We start from the raw sequence: 15,566 nt of genomic DNA, 5'->3' as shown, positions 1-15,566 counted from the left end.
TTTTCAGACTGAATAAAATTATTTCTTTTCTTCAGTTTCTGTTTCTTTTTTGTCAGCAGTTTTTGCTTTATCTCCGAAACGGCTTTCTGTCATTTCTCTGGAAACTGCTGCTTTTTCAAACTTTAGTTTTCCGGATAATGTTTCAATGACAAAACCGTCATCCTGAACCTGAGCAATTCTTCCGTGAAGACCAGAAGTAAGGACTACTCTGGTTCCTACTTTAAGGTTTTCCTGAAAGTTTTTTTCCTGTTTTTGCTTTTTCATCTGAGGTCTGATCATCAGGAAATAAAACCCTACAAACATCACACCCATCATGATCAGCATCATAGATGAAGAACCCTGTGGCTGTGCCTGTAAAAATAATGTCAACATATTTTTTTAATTATGGTTGAATGTCCGCAGTGAACGTTAATTTGATTGGAGACTTCTCTACGTTTGCAAAAACATCTGCATACTTCTGAACGTTTCCATCAAAGTTTGAAGAGTCAAAATGCAATGTAATTTTTCCTTTTTTACCTGGCATAATAGGCTCTTTTGTAAAGTCAGGGGCAGTACATCCACATCCTGGCTTCACTTCAGAAATAACCAACGGATTTTTTCCTGTATTGGTAATTTCGTATACGTGCTCTACTTTATCTCCTTTTTTAATTTTTCCGAAATCAAAGTTGCTTTCAGATAAAGCGATAGAAGTAGATGGCTCATTAGAAACCGGTGCAGCAGGAGCTTCTCCTGTTACAGATGCTGCGGCAGAATCAGTTGTTGCAGAAGTTCCGGCAGCAGTAGAATCAGCAGTTACAGCTTCAGCGCTTTGAGTTTCTTTGTTTTCTTTTTTACACGAAACTAATCCAAAGCCTATAATTGACAAGGCGATAATTGATAACGTCTTTTTCATTTTATATTCTATTTTGATCTTTACAATATTTATCTAAAATACCATTAATGAAGATATTCGAACGATCTGTAGCAAACACTTTTGCAATCTCGATATATTCATTAATAATGACTCTTGAAGGCGTGAAGGCGAAGTTGTCTAGCTCTGCAATGGCCGTTGACAGGATTACTTTGTCCATCAGGGAAATTCTTTCAAGATCCCAGTTTTCCAATCTTTCTTCCAGCTTTTTCTCGTTGTTTTCCCAGTTGTTAAGGGTATCTTTCAATAATTTAGCGGCGAAAGTTTTATCATCCTCATCTTTAATCATTTTGATTAAAGTTCTGCTTTCTTCATCTTCTCTCAGGAATCCGATTGTTTTTTGTACCATGGAATTGGCAATATGGATGTCATCATACCATGAAAGTTCCTTATCTCCAAGATAGTCGTGGAAATCATCATTTTCAGCAATATATCTTAAAAACAATTTCCCGATAAACTTCTGATCATCCTCAAAAGAATATCCTTCTTCTTTCATGAAATCCTGATAACGTTTTCCAGCAGTAATTCTTTGGAAAGTCTTTACCAATAAATCATCATGCATATCCCACTTCAGCTGCTTGTGCTGGCCTGTGAAGAATAATCTTTCCGGATTTTCCTCCAGCTTAAGCAATACCTGGTTGTTGATGAATTTTTGGTTAGGATTAATATCAGCATCGGTTTTAAGATATTTATTCTTACCGATTTCAATTTGATGCTCAGCCAATTCTTTCAGACCTACTAAAAAGTTAAGCTGATAGATATAGAGATAATAGATTTTCTCTATTCCAGCGAACATGTTTTTCTCTAAAACATCAAATTTTACAGGATTCTGATAGTATGAATACACTGCCTGTACTACTTTTTCACGGATTTGTCGTCTTCCTAACATTCAAAGAGCTTTTTAATGAGTGCAAAGATACAAAATTTAAAATTGATGAGATTCGTAGTCTGATGACATTTTTGTAATTTTGTAAAACTATATGAAAGCGCTAAAAACCTTAAACCCCTATTTTTGGAAACACAAAATACTTTTGTTTTGGGGGGTATTATTCATCATTGCCAGTAATTTTTTTAATATATATAAAGTTCAGTTTGTTGGAAAATCTGTAGATGAACTTACGAAAAGCGGAAACCTCGGATTCAATCAACAGGTACTGATTTATGTAGGAATTATTGTAGGCTGTTCTCTTTTAACCGGATTCTTTACTTTTATGATGCGCCAAACCATTATTGTTGCATCCAGAAGAATTGAATATGAACTGAAAAATAAAATTTACAGACATTACCAGGATTTATCTTTAACAGATTATAAACAAACTACTATTGGTGACTTAATGAACAGATTAAGTGAAGATGTCGTAGCTGTAAGAATGTACCTGGGACCAGGCGTCATGTATGTGGCCAACCTTATTGTTCTGGTTCTGATTACGGCCATTTATATGGTAAAAACGGATGCTTCCATGACCTTATGGACTCTGCTCCCGCTTCCTATTTTATCTTTTGCTATTTATAAGGTAAGCTCCATTATCAATAAGAAATCGAAAATCATGCAGAAAAGCCAGTCTGCGATTTCAACTTTTGTACAGGACAGCTTCTCGGGAATCCGTGTGGTAAAATTCTTCGCAAGGGAAAAATATATTGAAAAAAACTACGGAGCTAAAGTAACCGATTATCAGAATAAAGCATTGGATCTTGCCAAAACAGAAGCTTATTTCTTTACCATTATCCTGTTCGTAATTGGGCTGTTGAATGTTGCTATTATCTGGATTGGAGGAACAAAATATATTGCAGGAGAGTTAAGTATTGGTAAAATTGCTGATTTCTTCATGTATATTAATACCTTAATTTTCCCATTCTCTATGGTAGGCTGGGTAACTTCTGTAAATCAGAGAGCTGAAGCATCTATGCAAAGGATCAATGAATTTATGGATAAAAAATCAGAGATCATCAATACCAATTTTGAAACCTATCCTATTAAAGGAGATATAGAATTCAGGAACGTATCTTATGTTTATCCGAATACAGGCATTAAAGCACTGGAGAATTTAAGTTTTAAGATCAAAGCAGGAGAATCTCTTGCTATCATGGGAAAAACAGGAAGTGGAAAGTCTACGATTGCTTTACTTTTATGCAGATTGATTGACCCTACTGAAGGAGAAATTCTGATTGATGGAAAAAACTTGAAAGAGCATAATCTGGAGAACTACAGAAACTTTATCGGATACATTCCTCAGGAGAGCTATTTATTCTCAGATTCCATTGAAAATAATATTGGATTTGCCATAGATCATCCATCGCAAGAAAAAGTAATTGAGTATGCCCGGATTGCAGATGTTCACAAAAATATCGTGGAGTTTAAAGAGCAATATAAAACACTGGTAGGTGAACGCGGGGTGATGCTTTCGGGAGGTCAGAAGCAAAGAATTTGCATTGCCAGAGCACTGATTAAGGACCCAAATATCATCATTTTTGACGATTCTCTGTCTGCTTTAGATACCGAAACAGAGCAGAATATTCTCGAAAATATTGATCGAAAAATCAGTAATGCGACATCCATAATTATCACACACAGAGAGTCTAGCGCTCAAAAAGCAGACCAGATTATCAACCTTACCGAAATTACCAATTCTGTAACCGCATAGCTGTTTCATTCCTAATTGTTAAATAAATCATAAAAAAAATTTTGTGATTAAAAGAATTCTTTTATATTTGTTCTTAACAAGATTAAAAAATATCTAACAATGAGTGAATACAAGGAACGCCATGAAAATGAGATTTTCACGAAGGTGTTAAAAGCAGGGAGAAGAACTTATTTCTTTGATGTGCGCGAGACGAAAGCGGGAGATTATTATCTTACAATTACTGAGAGTAAGAAGAATTTCGGAGAGAATGGGGAAGCTACATTCGAGAAGCATAAAATTTATCTTTACAAGGAGGATTTTAAGAGTTTTCAGGAGATGTTTAATGAGTCCACAGATTTCATCATTAACGAAAAGGGTGAGGATGTAATTTCAGAAAAACATGACAAAGACTTCAAAAGCAGATCTTACACAATAGATTCTGACGACGAAGTTTAAAAAAAGAATATCTAAAAACACAAGCATCTGAAAAGGATGCTTTTTTTATGCCCTGAAACTGGCTATCGCTCTTTCTAATCAGACAAATAACCATATAATTTTTCAGCAACAAGATCGCTCTCCTTTGCTAATGAAAATAAAATATGAAAATAAATATAAGTTTATCCTAAGAAAATACAAAGTATAATTCAAAACAAGCAAATAATAAAATACTTATCTTAAGAATACTACTTACTATTTTTTACACCCTCACATTTTACACTCGTTCCTTTATTTTTTCCATAGCATTACTCATTTTGATTAGAATAATAGGACCAGATCTCTTGATTTAATCCTTAATGAAAGAGAGACCAATACTATTGCTTACACTCATGAAATTAGCCTAATAGAAATGTTACCTCACAACAGATGACACCATTTTTAGCTGTCAGCATAAGAAGTATGAGATAATAGTGGAAAAAAGCTTCTGGAAAAAAATAAAAAAAGGATATTATTTCACTTTTGAAAATGATATAAAATAAAAAAGTACACTTTCAAAAAGTGTACTTTCTTTGGGTGAATGATGGGTCTCGAACCCACGACCTTCGGAACCACAATCCGACGCTCTAACCAACTGAGCTACAATCACCGTTTTCTGAGTGCAAATATAGGACAATTTTCTCAACTACCAAACAATTCCATCAAAATTTTTCAAAGAAATTAATCTTTCTGACGTAAAGCCCTCAGCGTAAGCAACTCCCGATAATCGTCCCAAATCCTGTGCGCGGTAAGTTAAGCTCTCATAAAAGTCTTTTGTGGTAATTGGAGTCTCAGGTTCCGTAGAAGTCGGATCATAAAACTGAGTTTTATAAGCCATACATGATGCAATCTTCTTATCCAGGAATTCTGAAATGTCAATCACAAACTCAGGTTTGATATCTTTCCATTGAATATAATGAAAAACATGCTTGGGTCTCCATACTTCCTGGGCCTCCCCATCCATTACAGTCTCAATTTTTCTCAGTCCGGACAAAAAGCACGCATCCGATACTAATTTTGCTCCTTTTGCATGATCTGGATGTCTATCATCAATTGCATTGGCTAAGACGATTTCTGGCCTGTATTTGCGAATCATTTTCACGATCCTCATTTGGTATTCCTCGGAATTTACCAAAAAGCCATCTTTCATTCCCAGATTCTCTCTTGCGGAGAGTCCAAGAATTTTTGCAGCATCTGCTGCTTCTGCTTTTCTTGTTTCGTCAGTACCTCTTGTCCCCAGTTCTCCCCTGGTAAGATCTACTACAACACATTTTTTTCCTTCAGCAACCAATTTGGCAATCGTTCCGCCACATCCCAGTTCTACATCGTCAGGATGGGCACCAAAAGCAAGTATATCTGTTTTCATAGTATCAAAGATAAGCTTTAAAACAAAAACTTCCCAAACATTACGAATGGGAAGTTTTAATATCTATAATTTAAATTTTAAATTACTTGTTGATCTCTGCATTTAATTTTACAGCATCCTGGTATGTAGGATCTAACTGTAAAGATTTAGCAACATATTCTTTTGCTTTTGCAACATCAGAGTCTTTGCTCATATAAGCTACTGCAAAGTAAGCATAAGCTAAAGTCTGTTTGTTAGCTTCCTGGTCAGCCGGCTTTACAGTACTGATGAACTTTTCATAAGCAATCTTCGCAGCTTCGTTATTTCCTGCCTGTTGGTAAGAATACCCCTGGCTATAATAAGCAGGTGCCCAATCAGGAAGAAGCGCAGACATTTTCTGCCATGTAAGGATTGCTCCGTTCCAGTTTTTAGCATCCTGGTAAGCTGTTGCTAATTTGAATAAAGCATCAGAATCCTGACTGTTAGCAGCAACTTGTTTCTTTAATGCTTCGATAGTAGGGTTAGTAGGCCCTTTATCCGCTTCAGCCTGAGAAGCACCACCACCTCCAGCGATGTTTGCCAACTCTAAATCCCACTTCATTGTTTCATCTTTAGCAGCTTTAGCAATAGCGATTTTTTGCTGAGATTCTGTTGTTAGAGCAGATTTTTTAGCAGCATCTTTTTCGTCTTTTGCCAATCCTGCAGCGATAAGTCCTTGTAAACCTTGGTCAGCAGGTAATACTCTTGATTTATCAGCCTGAGCAACGAAAGTTTCCATATTCTGTTTTGCTTCAGCATAGTTTCTGTCCGCATATGCCTGATAAGCTCTTAATTTGAACTTAATAGGGTCGTCAATCTTATCAAAAATTTTATCCAATACAGTTTTAGAGTTCGCATAATCTTCGTTAGTGAAGTATAATTTTGCAATTTCTAATTGAGTATATGGATCTTCATCAGCATATTTTGTATAGTTGATAAGGTCTTGTGTAGCCTTAGCATTTTGCTGATATCTGATATCATATCCAGCCATTGCTTTATATGCAGGTGCATAAGTAGGGTCTACTGCAATTGCTTTATCAATATTTTGTTTTGCCTGTTGCCATTGTTGAGCTGCCATCCATAAAGTTGCCATTCTTGTGTAAACGGAAGCTTTATTTTTTGCTAGTGGCAATGCTTTATCATAGGCAGACATTGCTTCACCTGGTGCTCTCTTCAATCTGTAAGCATCTCCTAATGTATAATAATAATGTGCAGGCACTCCTTTTTTCTCCGCTTTTTCAATTGCTTTTGTCAAGAATTGAATCGCAAGATCAGGAGAACTGTTCTTTTCAAATAAAGTTAAAGCTTCTGCTGCTCTGAATAGTACTTCAGCATCTTTTTCTTTAGAATCAGTTACGATCTTCTGAATTTCAGCAACAGCACTTTTATCGCCTTTTCCAAGTTTTACTGTAGCTAAACCAATTTTGTTAACAAAGCTTTTAGCGTCTGCTGCTAATCCTTTATTAAAGTTTTCAGTAGCCTTTGCATAATCTGGTTCTCCTTGCTTCAAGAAAGTATTTCCTAAATAGAAGTAGTTTTCAGCTGTAGGCTCTTTAGCGATCATATCAGTGAAGTTTGTTTTTGCCTGAGCAAATTTATCACTGTCTATACTGTTAATACCATCCTGCAATGTCTGTGCAGTGGCAAAACCGGTAAAAAATACCACGGCTGCTCCAAAAGCAATCTTCTTTACATTCATATTCATTATATCTTTCATTTTATATTTCTAATAATTGAGTTATATTCTACACAATTTTCAGACCAAAATATTTTATTTAAGGGTAAATTGTGAATTTAATAATTTTTAACGCATCTGTACCTCCCTTTTGTACAGGTTATAGGGCTGTAATCCTTCTTTTTGAACAATTTTCTGTCCTAAGTGAGTACATGAAAATCTTATAAATCCGTTAGCAATATTGAAATTACCTTCATTTTCAAGGAAATAAAGCACTCTTGTAAACGGATATTCCATTGTGCGAAGTCCTTCAAAATCGGCGTTATATGATTTTCCTTTATCAATTACCGGAAGAACTTTAACCATTTCTCTTAGTTTCTCAGAAGCTTTATCATAAGGACGGCTAAAAGTATTAAGCCCAATAACGCCTATTTTATTAGGGTATTTTCCTAATTCTTCTATAATCTTCTGATTTCCGGGAATAATGGAATATTTAAGATCTTTAGGTTGTTTTTTTAATTTCTCAGCTACAAAGTTCAGATTACTGGAGTTTGTTCCGTCGAAAATAAATTCTTTATTATCTGAAAGAAGTCCGCTATTGATCTCATCCATTGAAATGCTTTCCTTTGGAGAGTCTTTTGGAACTACAAAAACTACGGCGTCTGCTGCGAATTTAGCAGGAAGAAACTTCAGGTCTGTTCTTTCTTCGTATGTTTTTATTTCTTCAGGATTAAGGTTTCTAGACATCACAATTACTTTGGCATTTCCATGCAACAGATCCAGAAAGCCTAAATCTTCTTTTTTAGTCTCTACTTTGATACGCGTTTCAGGATAATTGATCATATAGCCATCGGCTAATGCCTCTGTAACGCTTTGAAAAGATTCATCTGTAAAAATCGTAAGATCACCTTTATTATAGGAAGGAGATTTCTCCTCTTTTTTGCAGCTTGTCATTATCATGCTTATTACAAAGACAAGTGCAATTTTAAAACTATTCTTCATCTCTCGATTGTTTGATTTTAGAAACGGCTCTATAGATTCTGAATATACCATAGATAATCAACACTGCTCCTAAGGCATACGCAATAGCAGGTTCCAAAATAGTAAAGAAGAATTTATAGATAATGACTACAATTCCTAAAACGATATAAAACAATCCCGTAACCAGGGATAACCAATTGAACATCATGTAACAAAAATACCAAAAAAAATAAAAAGAGAAGCATATGCCTCTCTTTTTATTTATATTCTGAATAAATAAGTCTAATTATTCAAAGTTCATAGTAAATGGTACGCTATAGTAAGATCTAACGCTTTCTCCGTTTCTCTTAGCAGGAGTCCACTTTTTAAGTTTCTTAACTACACGAATTGCTTCATTATTGAAGTCATTATTTGGAGATTTCTCTTCAATAGTAACTCCGGAAACAGTTCCGTCTTTTTCTACAACGAACTTAAGCTTAGCTTTAAGGGTACCTTCACCTCCTTCCATTAATGAAGTATCGAAGTTTTCTCCTAAGAATTTTCTTAATGCACCCATACCTCCAGGATATTCTGCAGACTGGTCTACATCTTTATAGATTTCGTTAGGGTTATTCGCTTTCACTTCTACAGTTGCAGTTTTTGTACCTGTAGATGGTGGTGGTGGCGGTGGTGTATAAGCCGGAGCTTTAACTCCTTCCTGATTATTCAAACCAGTTGTAGTTTCCAACTGCTTAGAAATTGGTGGTGGTGGAGTTTCAATCTTCGGAGCTTTTACAGGCTCAGGAACAACGTTCTGAATTACCTCAATTTTCTCCTCTTCTTTTGGTGGTGGAGGTGGTGGAGGTGGTTCTTCTTCTTTAGGCTGCTCAATAATCGGATCTTCTTCGATAATATCTACTAGATCTGCCTTTACTTCTTGCTTAGGCGGAGCTGTAAGATTCTTAATCGTAAGATAGATGAACGGAGACAAAGCTGCCAAAAGGAATAAAGCTGTTCCGATAATAAATGACTTTGTTAAAAGTCTCGGATACTGATGTCTAAGATCATAGGCACCATATTCCTTGTTTCTATTTTCAAATACGATTTCGTCTAGGGTAAGATTCTGACCGTATACATTTTCATCTGCCATAGATTAGATATACAATTTTATGGTTAAATTACTTTGTAGCGGCTGGTGCAGCAGCACCTCCTACTTTCTTATCATAAACAGCTTTCTCCCAAGGCTTCACATCGGTAACACCGTATTGCTCACTCTTAGTAATTGCCATTTCGTCAAGAATATCAACAAAGTTCTTATATACAGCATCGTCAGTTGGCTTAATGATCACGGTAAATTTCGCCTGATCTGCAGCTCTAGATTTTGCCTGCTGAATTACTTTTCTAATTCCTTCTCTATCAAGAGTAGTTTCCATAAGAGTCTGGTCATTCAAAGATGTAGCATCCTGCTGGTGCCAGAACACTCTATTGTCTTTTCCTAATAGGATAGAAATTGAGTTAGAAAGTTTAATTTCGGTTGGAGGAGGTTTCGGCTGATCCTTTTTCGGTTTAGCCGGAAGACCTAAGTCCATAACATTCGGTTTACTGAATGTAGTTGTGAACATAAAGAAGGTAATCAATAGAAAACCCAAGTCCACCATCGGAGTCATGTCGACTCTGGTACTTTGCTTCTTGGAACGGACCTTGCCGCCCTTGCCGCCTTTCTCTTGTACTTGTACTTCTGCCATTTCTATCGATATTATTCGTTAGGTTTACCTTCTTGTGATGTAATCAACCAAAATTTAAGAAAATCAATATCTCTTAAACCCTCAAACAGGCCTTTAACTTTAGGGTACTGAGTTGTAACGTCACCTTTAATCGCTAACTTGTAGTCAGGGTTAACGCTCAAACTTTCTTTTACCCAGTCAATTAATTGCTTATTTGTACTGTCCATAGGAATACCTGTAGGACTCTTATAATTTTTCTGCTCATCTGCAGGCATATCCAAATACCCTTTAAGTTGGTTCATTGGAACTCCGATTGCCTGAACTTTCTGGAAAGCAGCTTTTTGGTTATTGTCAAAAGTAATTCCATACTTTTGTCCCATTTTATCCAAAAGAGCAACTCTTTCTGATGCGTTTTCTACTGGCTGGAAATAGAATTTTCCGTCCGGAGTAGCGTTGATAGTCATTAAACTAGCATCAGGAAGCAATTTTTCCGAAATTGAAGATGGCGGTTTGATCTGCTCCACGTCAGGTTTTTTAAACTGAGTGGTCAAGATAAAGAACGTAAGAAGTAGGAACGCAACGTCACACATTGCGGTCATGTCCGTCACTACTCCATGTCTTTTAGGTTTGACTCTCGCCATTATTATAAAATATTTTTAATTAAACTTCTTTTAATTGCTAATGCAAATTTCTTGCTAATTCTTAGTTGAATTCAGCGAAAGACTGCTGGATGCTCATAGAGATCTCATCGATCTTATAAGTTAATCCGTCAATTTTAGATGTAAAGAAGTTATAAAGGATAATAGCGATTGCTGAAGTACCAATACCTAATGCAGTGTTGATCAATGCTTCAGAGATACCAGTAGATAGAGCAGCAGCATCTGGAGTACCTCCTCCTGAACCTAATGCGAAGAATGCCTTGATCATCCCGATTACCGTTCCTAGTAGTGCTACTAACGTTGCAACTGTACCTAAAGTAGAAAGGATCATCATGTTTTTCTCAAGCATTGGCATCTCAAGAGTTGTAGCTTCTTCGATAGCTTTGTTAAGTGCTACCATTTTCTGCTCTTTATTTAATGTGTTGTCGTGAGCTAGAGCTTTATAAGTAGTAAGACCTTCTTTTACTACGTTTCCTACAGAACCTTGTTGTCTGTCGCACTCTTCAATAGCTTCGTCGATTTTGTTTTGGTTTAGTAAGCTTCTTACTTGTACTACGAAGTTGTCTAAGTTTCCTTTTCCAGCAGCTTTACCAAGAACGAAATATCTTTCGAAAGAGAAAACGATTACTGTGATCATGAAAGTAATCAAGATTGGTACAATAACCCCTCCTTTGTAGATAATACCTAAAAACGACTCTGGGTGAATGTCTTTTCCTTCAACACTTGAAAAAGCAACAGATCCACTTCCCAGTTTGTCTGCGTCTTTAAAGTTTCCTGGGCTACCAAGAACGAATAAATAAATACATACTCCTATAGCAAATAGAATAGGAATAATAACAGCTGGATTTAAACCTCCTGCCTTTCTAGCAACTACTTGCTCATCATTTTTTGAAACATTCATTTCCATATTTAACTAAATTATATTGTTTTAAAATTTTACAGGGTGTAAATTAAAGGCAAAATTAATTAAAATGCAAGAGTCTTAATTAAACATTTTGCTTTTTTTTGATAAAGAAAATTTAATACGATTTCGATATAACAATTATTCTTAAATATTTTATTTATTTTTTCCAAATTTAACATTTGAGTTAAAAAATCAAAAAAATAAAACACCCATTTTTTTTAATTTCCCAATGTTAATTTTTTTTTAAATTACGATATTCACAATACGGTGAGGGACTACAATGATTTTTTTAGGGGTTTTACCCTCCAAAATCTGTTGCATTTTCTCATTTGAAATCACCAAATCTTCTACCTCCTTAGCAGATAATTGAGCTGAAAGAGAAATTTTGAACTTCATTTTACCATTTACGCTTACCGGATATTCAATTTCATCCTCAATCAGATAATCTTCGTTTAATGCCGGAAACTTCTCGAATTCGATAGATTCGTTATGTCCTAATAAACTCCACAGTTCTTCACAGATGTGCGGTGCATATGGAGAGATGATAACGGCTAGCGGTTCTAAAATATTGCGCTTGTTACATTTTAATTTCTGAAGTTCGTTTACAGCGATCATGAATGATGATACTGAAGTATTGAAAGAGAAGTTTTCAATATCGTAAACTACTTTCTTTATTAAGGTATGTAAAACTTTATATTCTGCTTTTGTAGGTTCTTCATCAGAAACTTCAAATACATCTCCATTGAAATAAAGGTTCCAGAATTTTTTAAGGAAACCATACACTCCGCTTAGTCCTTGTGTATTCCAAGGCTTGGATTGCTCTAATGGACCTAGGAACATTTCATATAGTCTTAATCCGTCTGCTCCGTATTCTTCACAGATATCATCAGGATTTACTACATTATATTTAGACTTGGACATTTTTTCTACTTCACGGTCTGTGATGTATTTTCCATCTTCCAAAATAAATTCTGCATTAGCGTAGTCTGGTCTCCAGGCTTTGAATGCTTCAGTATCCAATTCATCAGATGTTCCTTTTAATAAGGATACATCAACGTGGATCTGCTGAGTTTGATATTCGCTCGCTAAATTTTTAGATACATATTTATTAGTACCATCAATTCTATATACGAAAGCACTCATTCCAAGGATCATTCCCTGGTTGATTAATTTCTGGAAAGGTTCATCATGACTGATATATCCTCTGTCTTTTAAGAACATATTCCAGAAACGTGAATATAATAAGTGACCGGTTGCATGCTCGCTACCTCCTATATATAAATCTACCTGTCCCCAATAATCTGAAAGATTCTTTGCACAGAACTCTCCATCATTTTGTGGGTCCATATATCTAAGGAAATACCATGAGCTTCCAGCCCAACCAGGCATTGTAGATAATTCTAACGGGAATACTGTTTGGTCATCAATTAAATCTGTAGCTACAACTTTCTGGTTTACCTCATCCCATGCAAATGTTTTAGCATTTCCTAATGGTGGATCTCCATCTTCAGTTGGTAAATATTTTTCAACTTCAGGAAGTTCTAATGGTAAAGCAGAAACAGGCAATGTGTATGGCATTCCTTCCTTATAATATATAGGAACAGGCTCTCCCCAATAACGCTGTCTTGAGAAAATGGCATCACGCTGTCTGTAGTTCGTCGTTCCATGACCGATACCTTTCATTTCAATTTCTGAAATGATCTTGGATTTCGCATCATTATAATTTAATCCATTTAAGAAATCTGAGTTTACGCAAACAGAATCTTTAGAATCAAAAGAGTTTTCCTGAACGTCTTCTTCCGTTTCTACAACTTTTTTAATTTCTAAATTAAATTTCTTTGCAAATCTATGGTCACGCTCATCATGTGCAGGGACGGCCATTACAGCTCCTGTACCATATCCCATCAATACATAATCTGAAATATAGATTGGCATTTTCTCTCCGCTGAACGGATTAATTGCATAACTTCCTGTGAAAGCTCCGCTCACGTTTTTCACGTCAGACATTCTGTCTCTTTCGGTCTTTTTGGAAGTTTCTTCTATATAAGTATCTACTTCTGCTTTCTGAGCAGCTGTAGTAATTGTATCTACTAAAGGATTCTCCGGTGCCAATACCATAAAGGTTGCGCCAAAGATGGTATCAGGTCTTGTAGTGAAAACTTCAACCACTTCGTCATGTCCTTCTACCTGAAACTGAACCTGTGCTCCCTGAGATTTTCCAATCCAGTATTCCTGAGAATCTTTCAATGGCTGCGGCCAGTCTAGTTTAGAAAGACCTTGCAATAATCTTTCAGAGTAAGCTGAAATTCTCATGCTCCACTGCATCATTTTCTTTTGAAATACAGGGAATCCTCCTCTTTCAGATTTCCCGTCTTTCACCTCATCATTGGCTAAAACTGTTCCAAGTGCAGGACACCAGTTTACAGTAGTTTCTGCTCTGTACGCAAGACGATAGTTTAATAAGATATCTTCTTTATCAAGATCTGATGCATTAGCCCATTCTTCTGCAGTAAAATTCAATTCATCATTTTGATTGGCATTTAATCCTTCCGTTCCTTTTTCTTCAAAATGTTTGATTAAGGTATCAATAGATTCTGCCTTGTCTGTATTTTTATTATACCAAGAGTGATACAGCTCGATAAAGATCCACTGCGTCCATTTATAATAAGAGGCATCAGAAGTTCTTACTTCTCTGCTCCAATCGAAAGAGAATCCAATTTTTCTTAACTGTTCTTCGTATCTGTTGATGTTTTGTTCTGTAGTGATTGCAGGATGCTGCCCTGTCTGGATTGCATACTGCTCAGCAGGAAGGCCAAAGCTGTCATAACCTACCGGGTGGAGAACGTTAAACCCTTGATGTCTTTTATATCTTGCATAGATATCTGACGCAATATATCCAAGTGGATGCCCTACGTGAAGTCCCGCTCCGGATGGATACGGAAACATATCGAGTACATAAAATTTAGGTTTATCGGTATTGTTGGAGGTTTTATAGGTTTGATTGTCCTCCCAGTATTTCTGCCACTTTTTTTCTATCTGCTGATGATCGTAAAACACTTTATATATATGTTATATGTTAGACTTTAGTATTGAATTGTTTTTCTTTTAAACAAGATTCACAAAAATAATGATTTTAAAGGAAATAGAAATTTAATTTATAATGAATTGCAAATCCCTATTAAACAGAAGGTCTCATCCGAAGATGAGACCTTTATTATATCTTGAAGTACACTATTAATGTTGAGGGTTTACCCTTTTAAATGTAATAGTTCTTGTTTTATATATCGAAGGATCTTCGGTTTCTACTCTTATTGATAAATTGAGCGTAGTGGCATCCAGCGTAACAACTTTTGTATTCTCTGGCGCTACCACTCCCTGATATTTTATTTGAAGAGCTTTGCTGCTCTTATCATATGAGTAAGTGAAATTTTTATCTGGCAAAATATTACAGTCTGTTCCTGTAACAGGATCTTCCACATCTATTCTTTTCCCGGTTGTTTCAGTACTAAACCACCATCTGGATAGTTTCTGACACTCTGTATAAGTAATCACATCTGAAGTGGGCTGCTCTCCTACCTCAACAGTAGTAACCACCTCTTTTTGCGGTTGCCAGAATCCAATAATCGGTTCATCAATAACAATATCGTTGCTATTGTTACATCCGGTGGTTACCAATAATGATAAACCAAAAAATAGTAGTGCTAATTTCTTCATAGATCAATTTTTTCAAACGCTAAAATTATAATTTTTTTGATTTATATTACTATTTTTTGTGAAAAATTATTTTATCGGCTTTTATTTATACATATTTTAAAACAGTAAGAGGCCATATTGCCTTTATTTAACAAATATTGAACATGCTAAGCCCCCTCTGTTTTATTAAAAAAGTTATTTTTGTAGGAAAGAAAAAAAATGCAAGATATAACGAAAAACAATTTTGACTTCATCCGTGTTCTCCTCGCTTTTATTGTCTTTGTGGGACATTTGGGCGCTTTAAGTGCTTCTGAAAAGCTTTCTTTTTTAACGCATAGCCCTGTTGAAGTTGCTGTTTTCTCGTTTTTTATTGTGAGTGGTTTCTTAATTGCAAGAAGCTATGAAAGGTCTTCCAGTCTGAAAAGCTATTCAAAGAAAAGGTTTAACAGGATCGTGCCTGCTTATTTACTGGTTGTATTTCTCTGTACTACGCTCCTGTGCCTGGTGAGTACATTATCTTTTTCAGACTATTTCGGGAATGTTCAGGTGTATAAATATTTTT

At 35.7% G+C, this 15,566-nt stretch carries 16 protein-coding genes and 1 tRNA gene; 3 read left to right on the top strand and 14 right to left on the bottom strand.

The annotated features are described in order from the left end of the window. Positions 1 to 18 precede the first annotated feature (18 nt). The 3 genes from yajC to BBH99_RS15790 are packed head-to-tail and all read right to left on the bottom strand — an operon-like array spanning position 19 to position 1,799. A complete protein-coding gene (gene yajC / locus BBH99_RS15800; RefSeq protein ID WP_066697841.1) occupies positions 19 to 372 on the bottom strand; it encodes a preprotein translocase subunit YajC in 354 nt (117 codons plus the stop codon). Positions 373 to 382: 10 nt separating this feature from the next. Next, entirely contained in the window at positions 383 to 892 is a 510-nt protein-coding gene (locus BBH99_RS15795; RefSeq protein ID WP_066697838.1) for a DUF1573 domain-containing protein, read from the bottom strand. A gap of 1 nt (position 893) precedes the next feature. Beyond that, positions 894 to 1,799 carry a transcription antitermination protein NusB gene (locus BBH99_RS15790; RefSeq protein ID WP_066697834.1) on the bottom strand — a complete coding sequence of 302 codons (906 nt, stop codon included), beginning with the start codon at positions 1,797 to 1,799 and terminating at the stop codon, positions 894 to 896. Positions 1,800 to 1,890: 91 nt separating this feature from the next. Here BBH99_RS15790 and BBH99_RS15785 point away from each other — a divergent pair, with 91 nt between their 5' ends. After that, positions 1,891 to 3,552, top strand: a complete 1,662-nt coding sequence (locus tag BBH99_RS15785) for an ABC transporter ATP-binding protein (RefSeq protein WP_066697831.1) — start codon at positions 1,891 to 1,893, stop codon at positions 3,550 to 3,552. A 99-nt stretch (positions 3,553 to 3,651) separates the two neighbouring features. Next, on the top strand, positions 3,652 to 3,987 hold the full coding sequence (locus BBH99_RS15780) for a DUF3276 family protein (RefSeq protein WP_002976288.1): 336 nt from the start codon (positions 3,652 to 3,654) through the stop codon (positions 3,985 to 3,987). A 553-nt stretch (positions 3,988 to 4,540) separates the two neighbouring features. On the opposite strand, the gene BBH99_RS15775 is transcribed toward BBH99_RS15780, so the two are convergent. The 11 genes from BBH99_RS15775 to BBH99_RS15725 all read right to left on the bottom strand — a co-directional run bounded on the left by BBH99_RS15775 (position 4,541) and on the right by BBH99_RS15725 (position 15,025). After that, positions 4,541 to 4,616, bottom strand: a tRNA-His gene (locus tag BBH99_RS15775). A gap of 35 nt (positions 4,617 to 4,651) precedes the next feature. Then, positions 4,652 to 5,371 carry a bacillithiol biosynthesis deacetylase BshB1 gene (bshB1, locus tag BBH99_RS15770; RefSeq protein ID WP_066697827.1) on the bottom strand — a complete coding sequence of 240 codons (720 nt, stop codon included), beginning with the start codon at positions 5,369 to 5,371 and terminating at the stop codon, positions 4,652 to 4,654. A gap of 82 nt (positions 5,372 to 5,453) precedes the next feature. Further along, positions 5,454 to 7,106 (bottom strand): tetratricopeptide repeat protein, encoded by a 1,653-nt coding sequence (locus tag BBH99_RS15765; protein WP_066697825.1) that lies wholly within the window; start codon positions 7,104 to 7,106, stop codon positions 5,454 to 5,456. Positions 7,107 to 7,193: 87 nt separating this feature from the next. After that, a complete protein-coding gene (locus tag BBH99_RS15760) occupies positions 7,194 to 8,066 on the bottom strand; it encodes a PstS family phosphate ABC transporter substrate-binding protein (RefSeq protein ID WP_066697823.1) in 873 nt (290 codons plus the stop codon). Next, the gene (locus tag BBH99_RS15755; RefSeq protein ID WP_185111097.1) at positions 8,056 to 8,253 is read right to left on the bottom strand and encodes a DUF308 domain-containing protein; all 198 of its coding nucleotides are present in this window, start codon (positions 8,251 to 8,253) and stop codon (positions 8,056 to 8,058) included. Before BBH99_RS15755 ends, BBH99_RS15760 begins: the two co-directional genes overlap by 11 nt. 78 nt (positions 8,254 to 8,331) lie before the next feature. Further along, positions 8,332 to 9,174: an energy transducer TonB gene (locus tag BBH99_RS15750; protein WP_066697819.1), complete on the bottom strand. Its 843-nt coding sequence runs from the start codon at positions 9,172 to 9,174 to the stop codon at positions 8,332 to 8,334. 28 nt (positions 9,175 to 9,202) lie between these two features. Continuing rightward, positions 9,203 to 9,769 carry an ExbD/TolR family protein gene (locus BBH99_RS15745; RefSeq protein WP_066697817.1) on the bottom strand — a complete coding sequence of 189 codons (567 nt, stop codon included), beginning with the start codon at positions 9,767 to 9,769 and terminating at the stop codon, positions 9,203 to 9,205. A gap of 11 nt (positions 9,770 to 9,780) precedes the next feature. Continuing rightward, positions 9,781 to 10,389 (bottom strand): ExbD/TolR family protein, encoded by a 609-nt coding sequence (locus BBH99_RS15740; protein ID WP_047098809.1) that lies wholly within the window; start codon positions 10,387 to 10,389, stop codon positions 9,781 to 9,783. Positions 10,390 to 10,450: 61 nt separating this feature from the next. Further along, a complete protein-coding gene (locus BBH99_RS15735) occupies positions 10,451 to 11,314 on the bottom strand; it encodes a MotA/TolQ/ExbB proton channel family protein (RefSeq protein ID WP_066697815.1) in 864 nt (287 codons plus the stop codon). 240 nt (positions 11,315 to 11,554) lie between these two features. Further along, positions 11,555 to 14,368 (bottom strand): leucine--tRNA ligase, encoded by a 2,814-nt coding sequence (leuS, locus tag BBH99_RS15730; protein WP_066697813.1) that lies wholly within the window; start codon positions 14,366 to 14,368, stop codon positions 11,555 to 11,557. Positions 14,369 to 14,545: 177 nt separating this feature from the next. Continuing rightward, positions 14,546 to 15,025 carry a lipocalin-like domain-containing protein gene (locus tag BBH99_RS15725; protein WP_066697804.1) on the bottom strand — a complete coding sequence of 160 codons (480 nt, stop codon included), beginning with the start codon at positions 15,023 to 15,025 and terminating at the stop codon, positions 14,546 to 14,548. 198 nt (positions 15,026 to 15,223) lie between these two features. Here BBH99_RS15725 and BBH99_RS15720 point away from each other — a divergent pair. Continuing rightward, positions 15,224 to 15,566, top strand: a 343-nt coding sequence (locus BBH99_RS15720; protein ID WP_165601955.1) for an acyltransferase family protein, incomplete at its 3' end; no start/stop codon positions are given.

This window comes from Chryseobacterium contaminans (assembly GCF_001684955.1).
GTDB lineage: Bacteria > Bacteroidota > Bacteroidia > Flavobacteriales > Weeksellaceae > Chryseobacterium > Chryseobacterium contaminans.
Note: the sequence above shows the minus strand (reverse complement) of the source record. Positions and strands in the feature narration are given on the sequence as shown.

Bases quoted from the DNA above. Each gene is read 5' to 3' on its own strand.
- yajC (WP_066697841.1), bottom strand. From the start codon at position 372: ATGTTGACATTATTTTTACAGGCACAGCCACAGGGTTCTTCATCTATG.
- BBH99_RS15795 (WP_066697838.1), bottom strand. From the start codon at position 892: ATGAAAAAGACGTTATCAATTATCGCCTTGTCAATTATAGGCTTTGGA.
- BBH99_RS15790 (WP_066697834.1), bottom strand. From the start codon at position 1,799: ATGTTAGGAAGACGACAAATCCGTGAAAAAGTAGTACAGGCAGTGTAT.
- BBH99_RS15785 (WP_066697831.1), top strand. From the start codon at position 1,891: ATGAAAGCGCTAAAAACCTTAAACCCCTATTTTTGGAAACACAAAATA.
- BBH99_RS15780 (WP_002976288.1), top strand. From the start codon at position 3,652: ATGAGTGAATACAAGGAACGCCATGAAAATGAGATTTTCACGAAGGTG.
- bshB1 (WP_066697827.1), bottom strand. From the start codon at position 5,371: ATGAAAACAGATATACTTGCTTTTGGTGCCCATCCTGACGATGTAGAA.
- BBH99_RS15765 (WP_066697825.1), bottom strand. From the start codon at position 7,106: ATGAAAGATATAATGAATATGAATGTAAAGAAGATTGCTTTTGGAGCA.
- BBH99_RS15760 (WP_066697823.1), bottom strand. From the start codon at position 8,066: ATGAAGAATAGTTTTAAAATTGCACTTGTCTTTGTAATAAGCATGATA.
- BBH99_RS15755 (WP_185111097.1), bottom strand. From the start codon at position 8,253: ATGATGTTCAATTGGTTATCCCTGGTTACGGGATTGTTTTATATCGTT.
- BBH99_RS15750 (WP_066697819.1), bottom strand. From the start codon at position 9,174: ATGGCAGATGAAAATGTATACGGTCAGAATCTTACCCTAGACGAAATC.
- BBH99_RS15745 (WP_066697817.1), bottom strand. From the start codon at position 9,769: ATGGCAGAAGTACAAGTACAAGAGAAAGGCGGCAAGGGCGGCAAGGTC.
- BBH99_RS15740 (WP_047098809.1), bottom strand. From the start codon at position 10,389: ATGGCGAGAGTCAAACCTAAAAGACATGGAGTAGTGACGGACATGACC.
- BBH99_RS15735 (WP_066697815.1), bottom strand. From the start codon at position 11,314: ATGGAAATGAATGTTTCAAAAAATGATGAGCAAGTAGTTGCTAGAAAG.
- BBH99_RS15725 (WP_066697804.1), bottom strand. From the start codon at position 15,025: ATGAAGAAATTAGCACTACTATTTTTTGGTTTATCATTATTGGTAACC.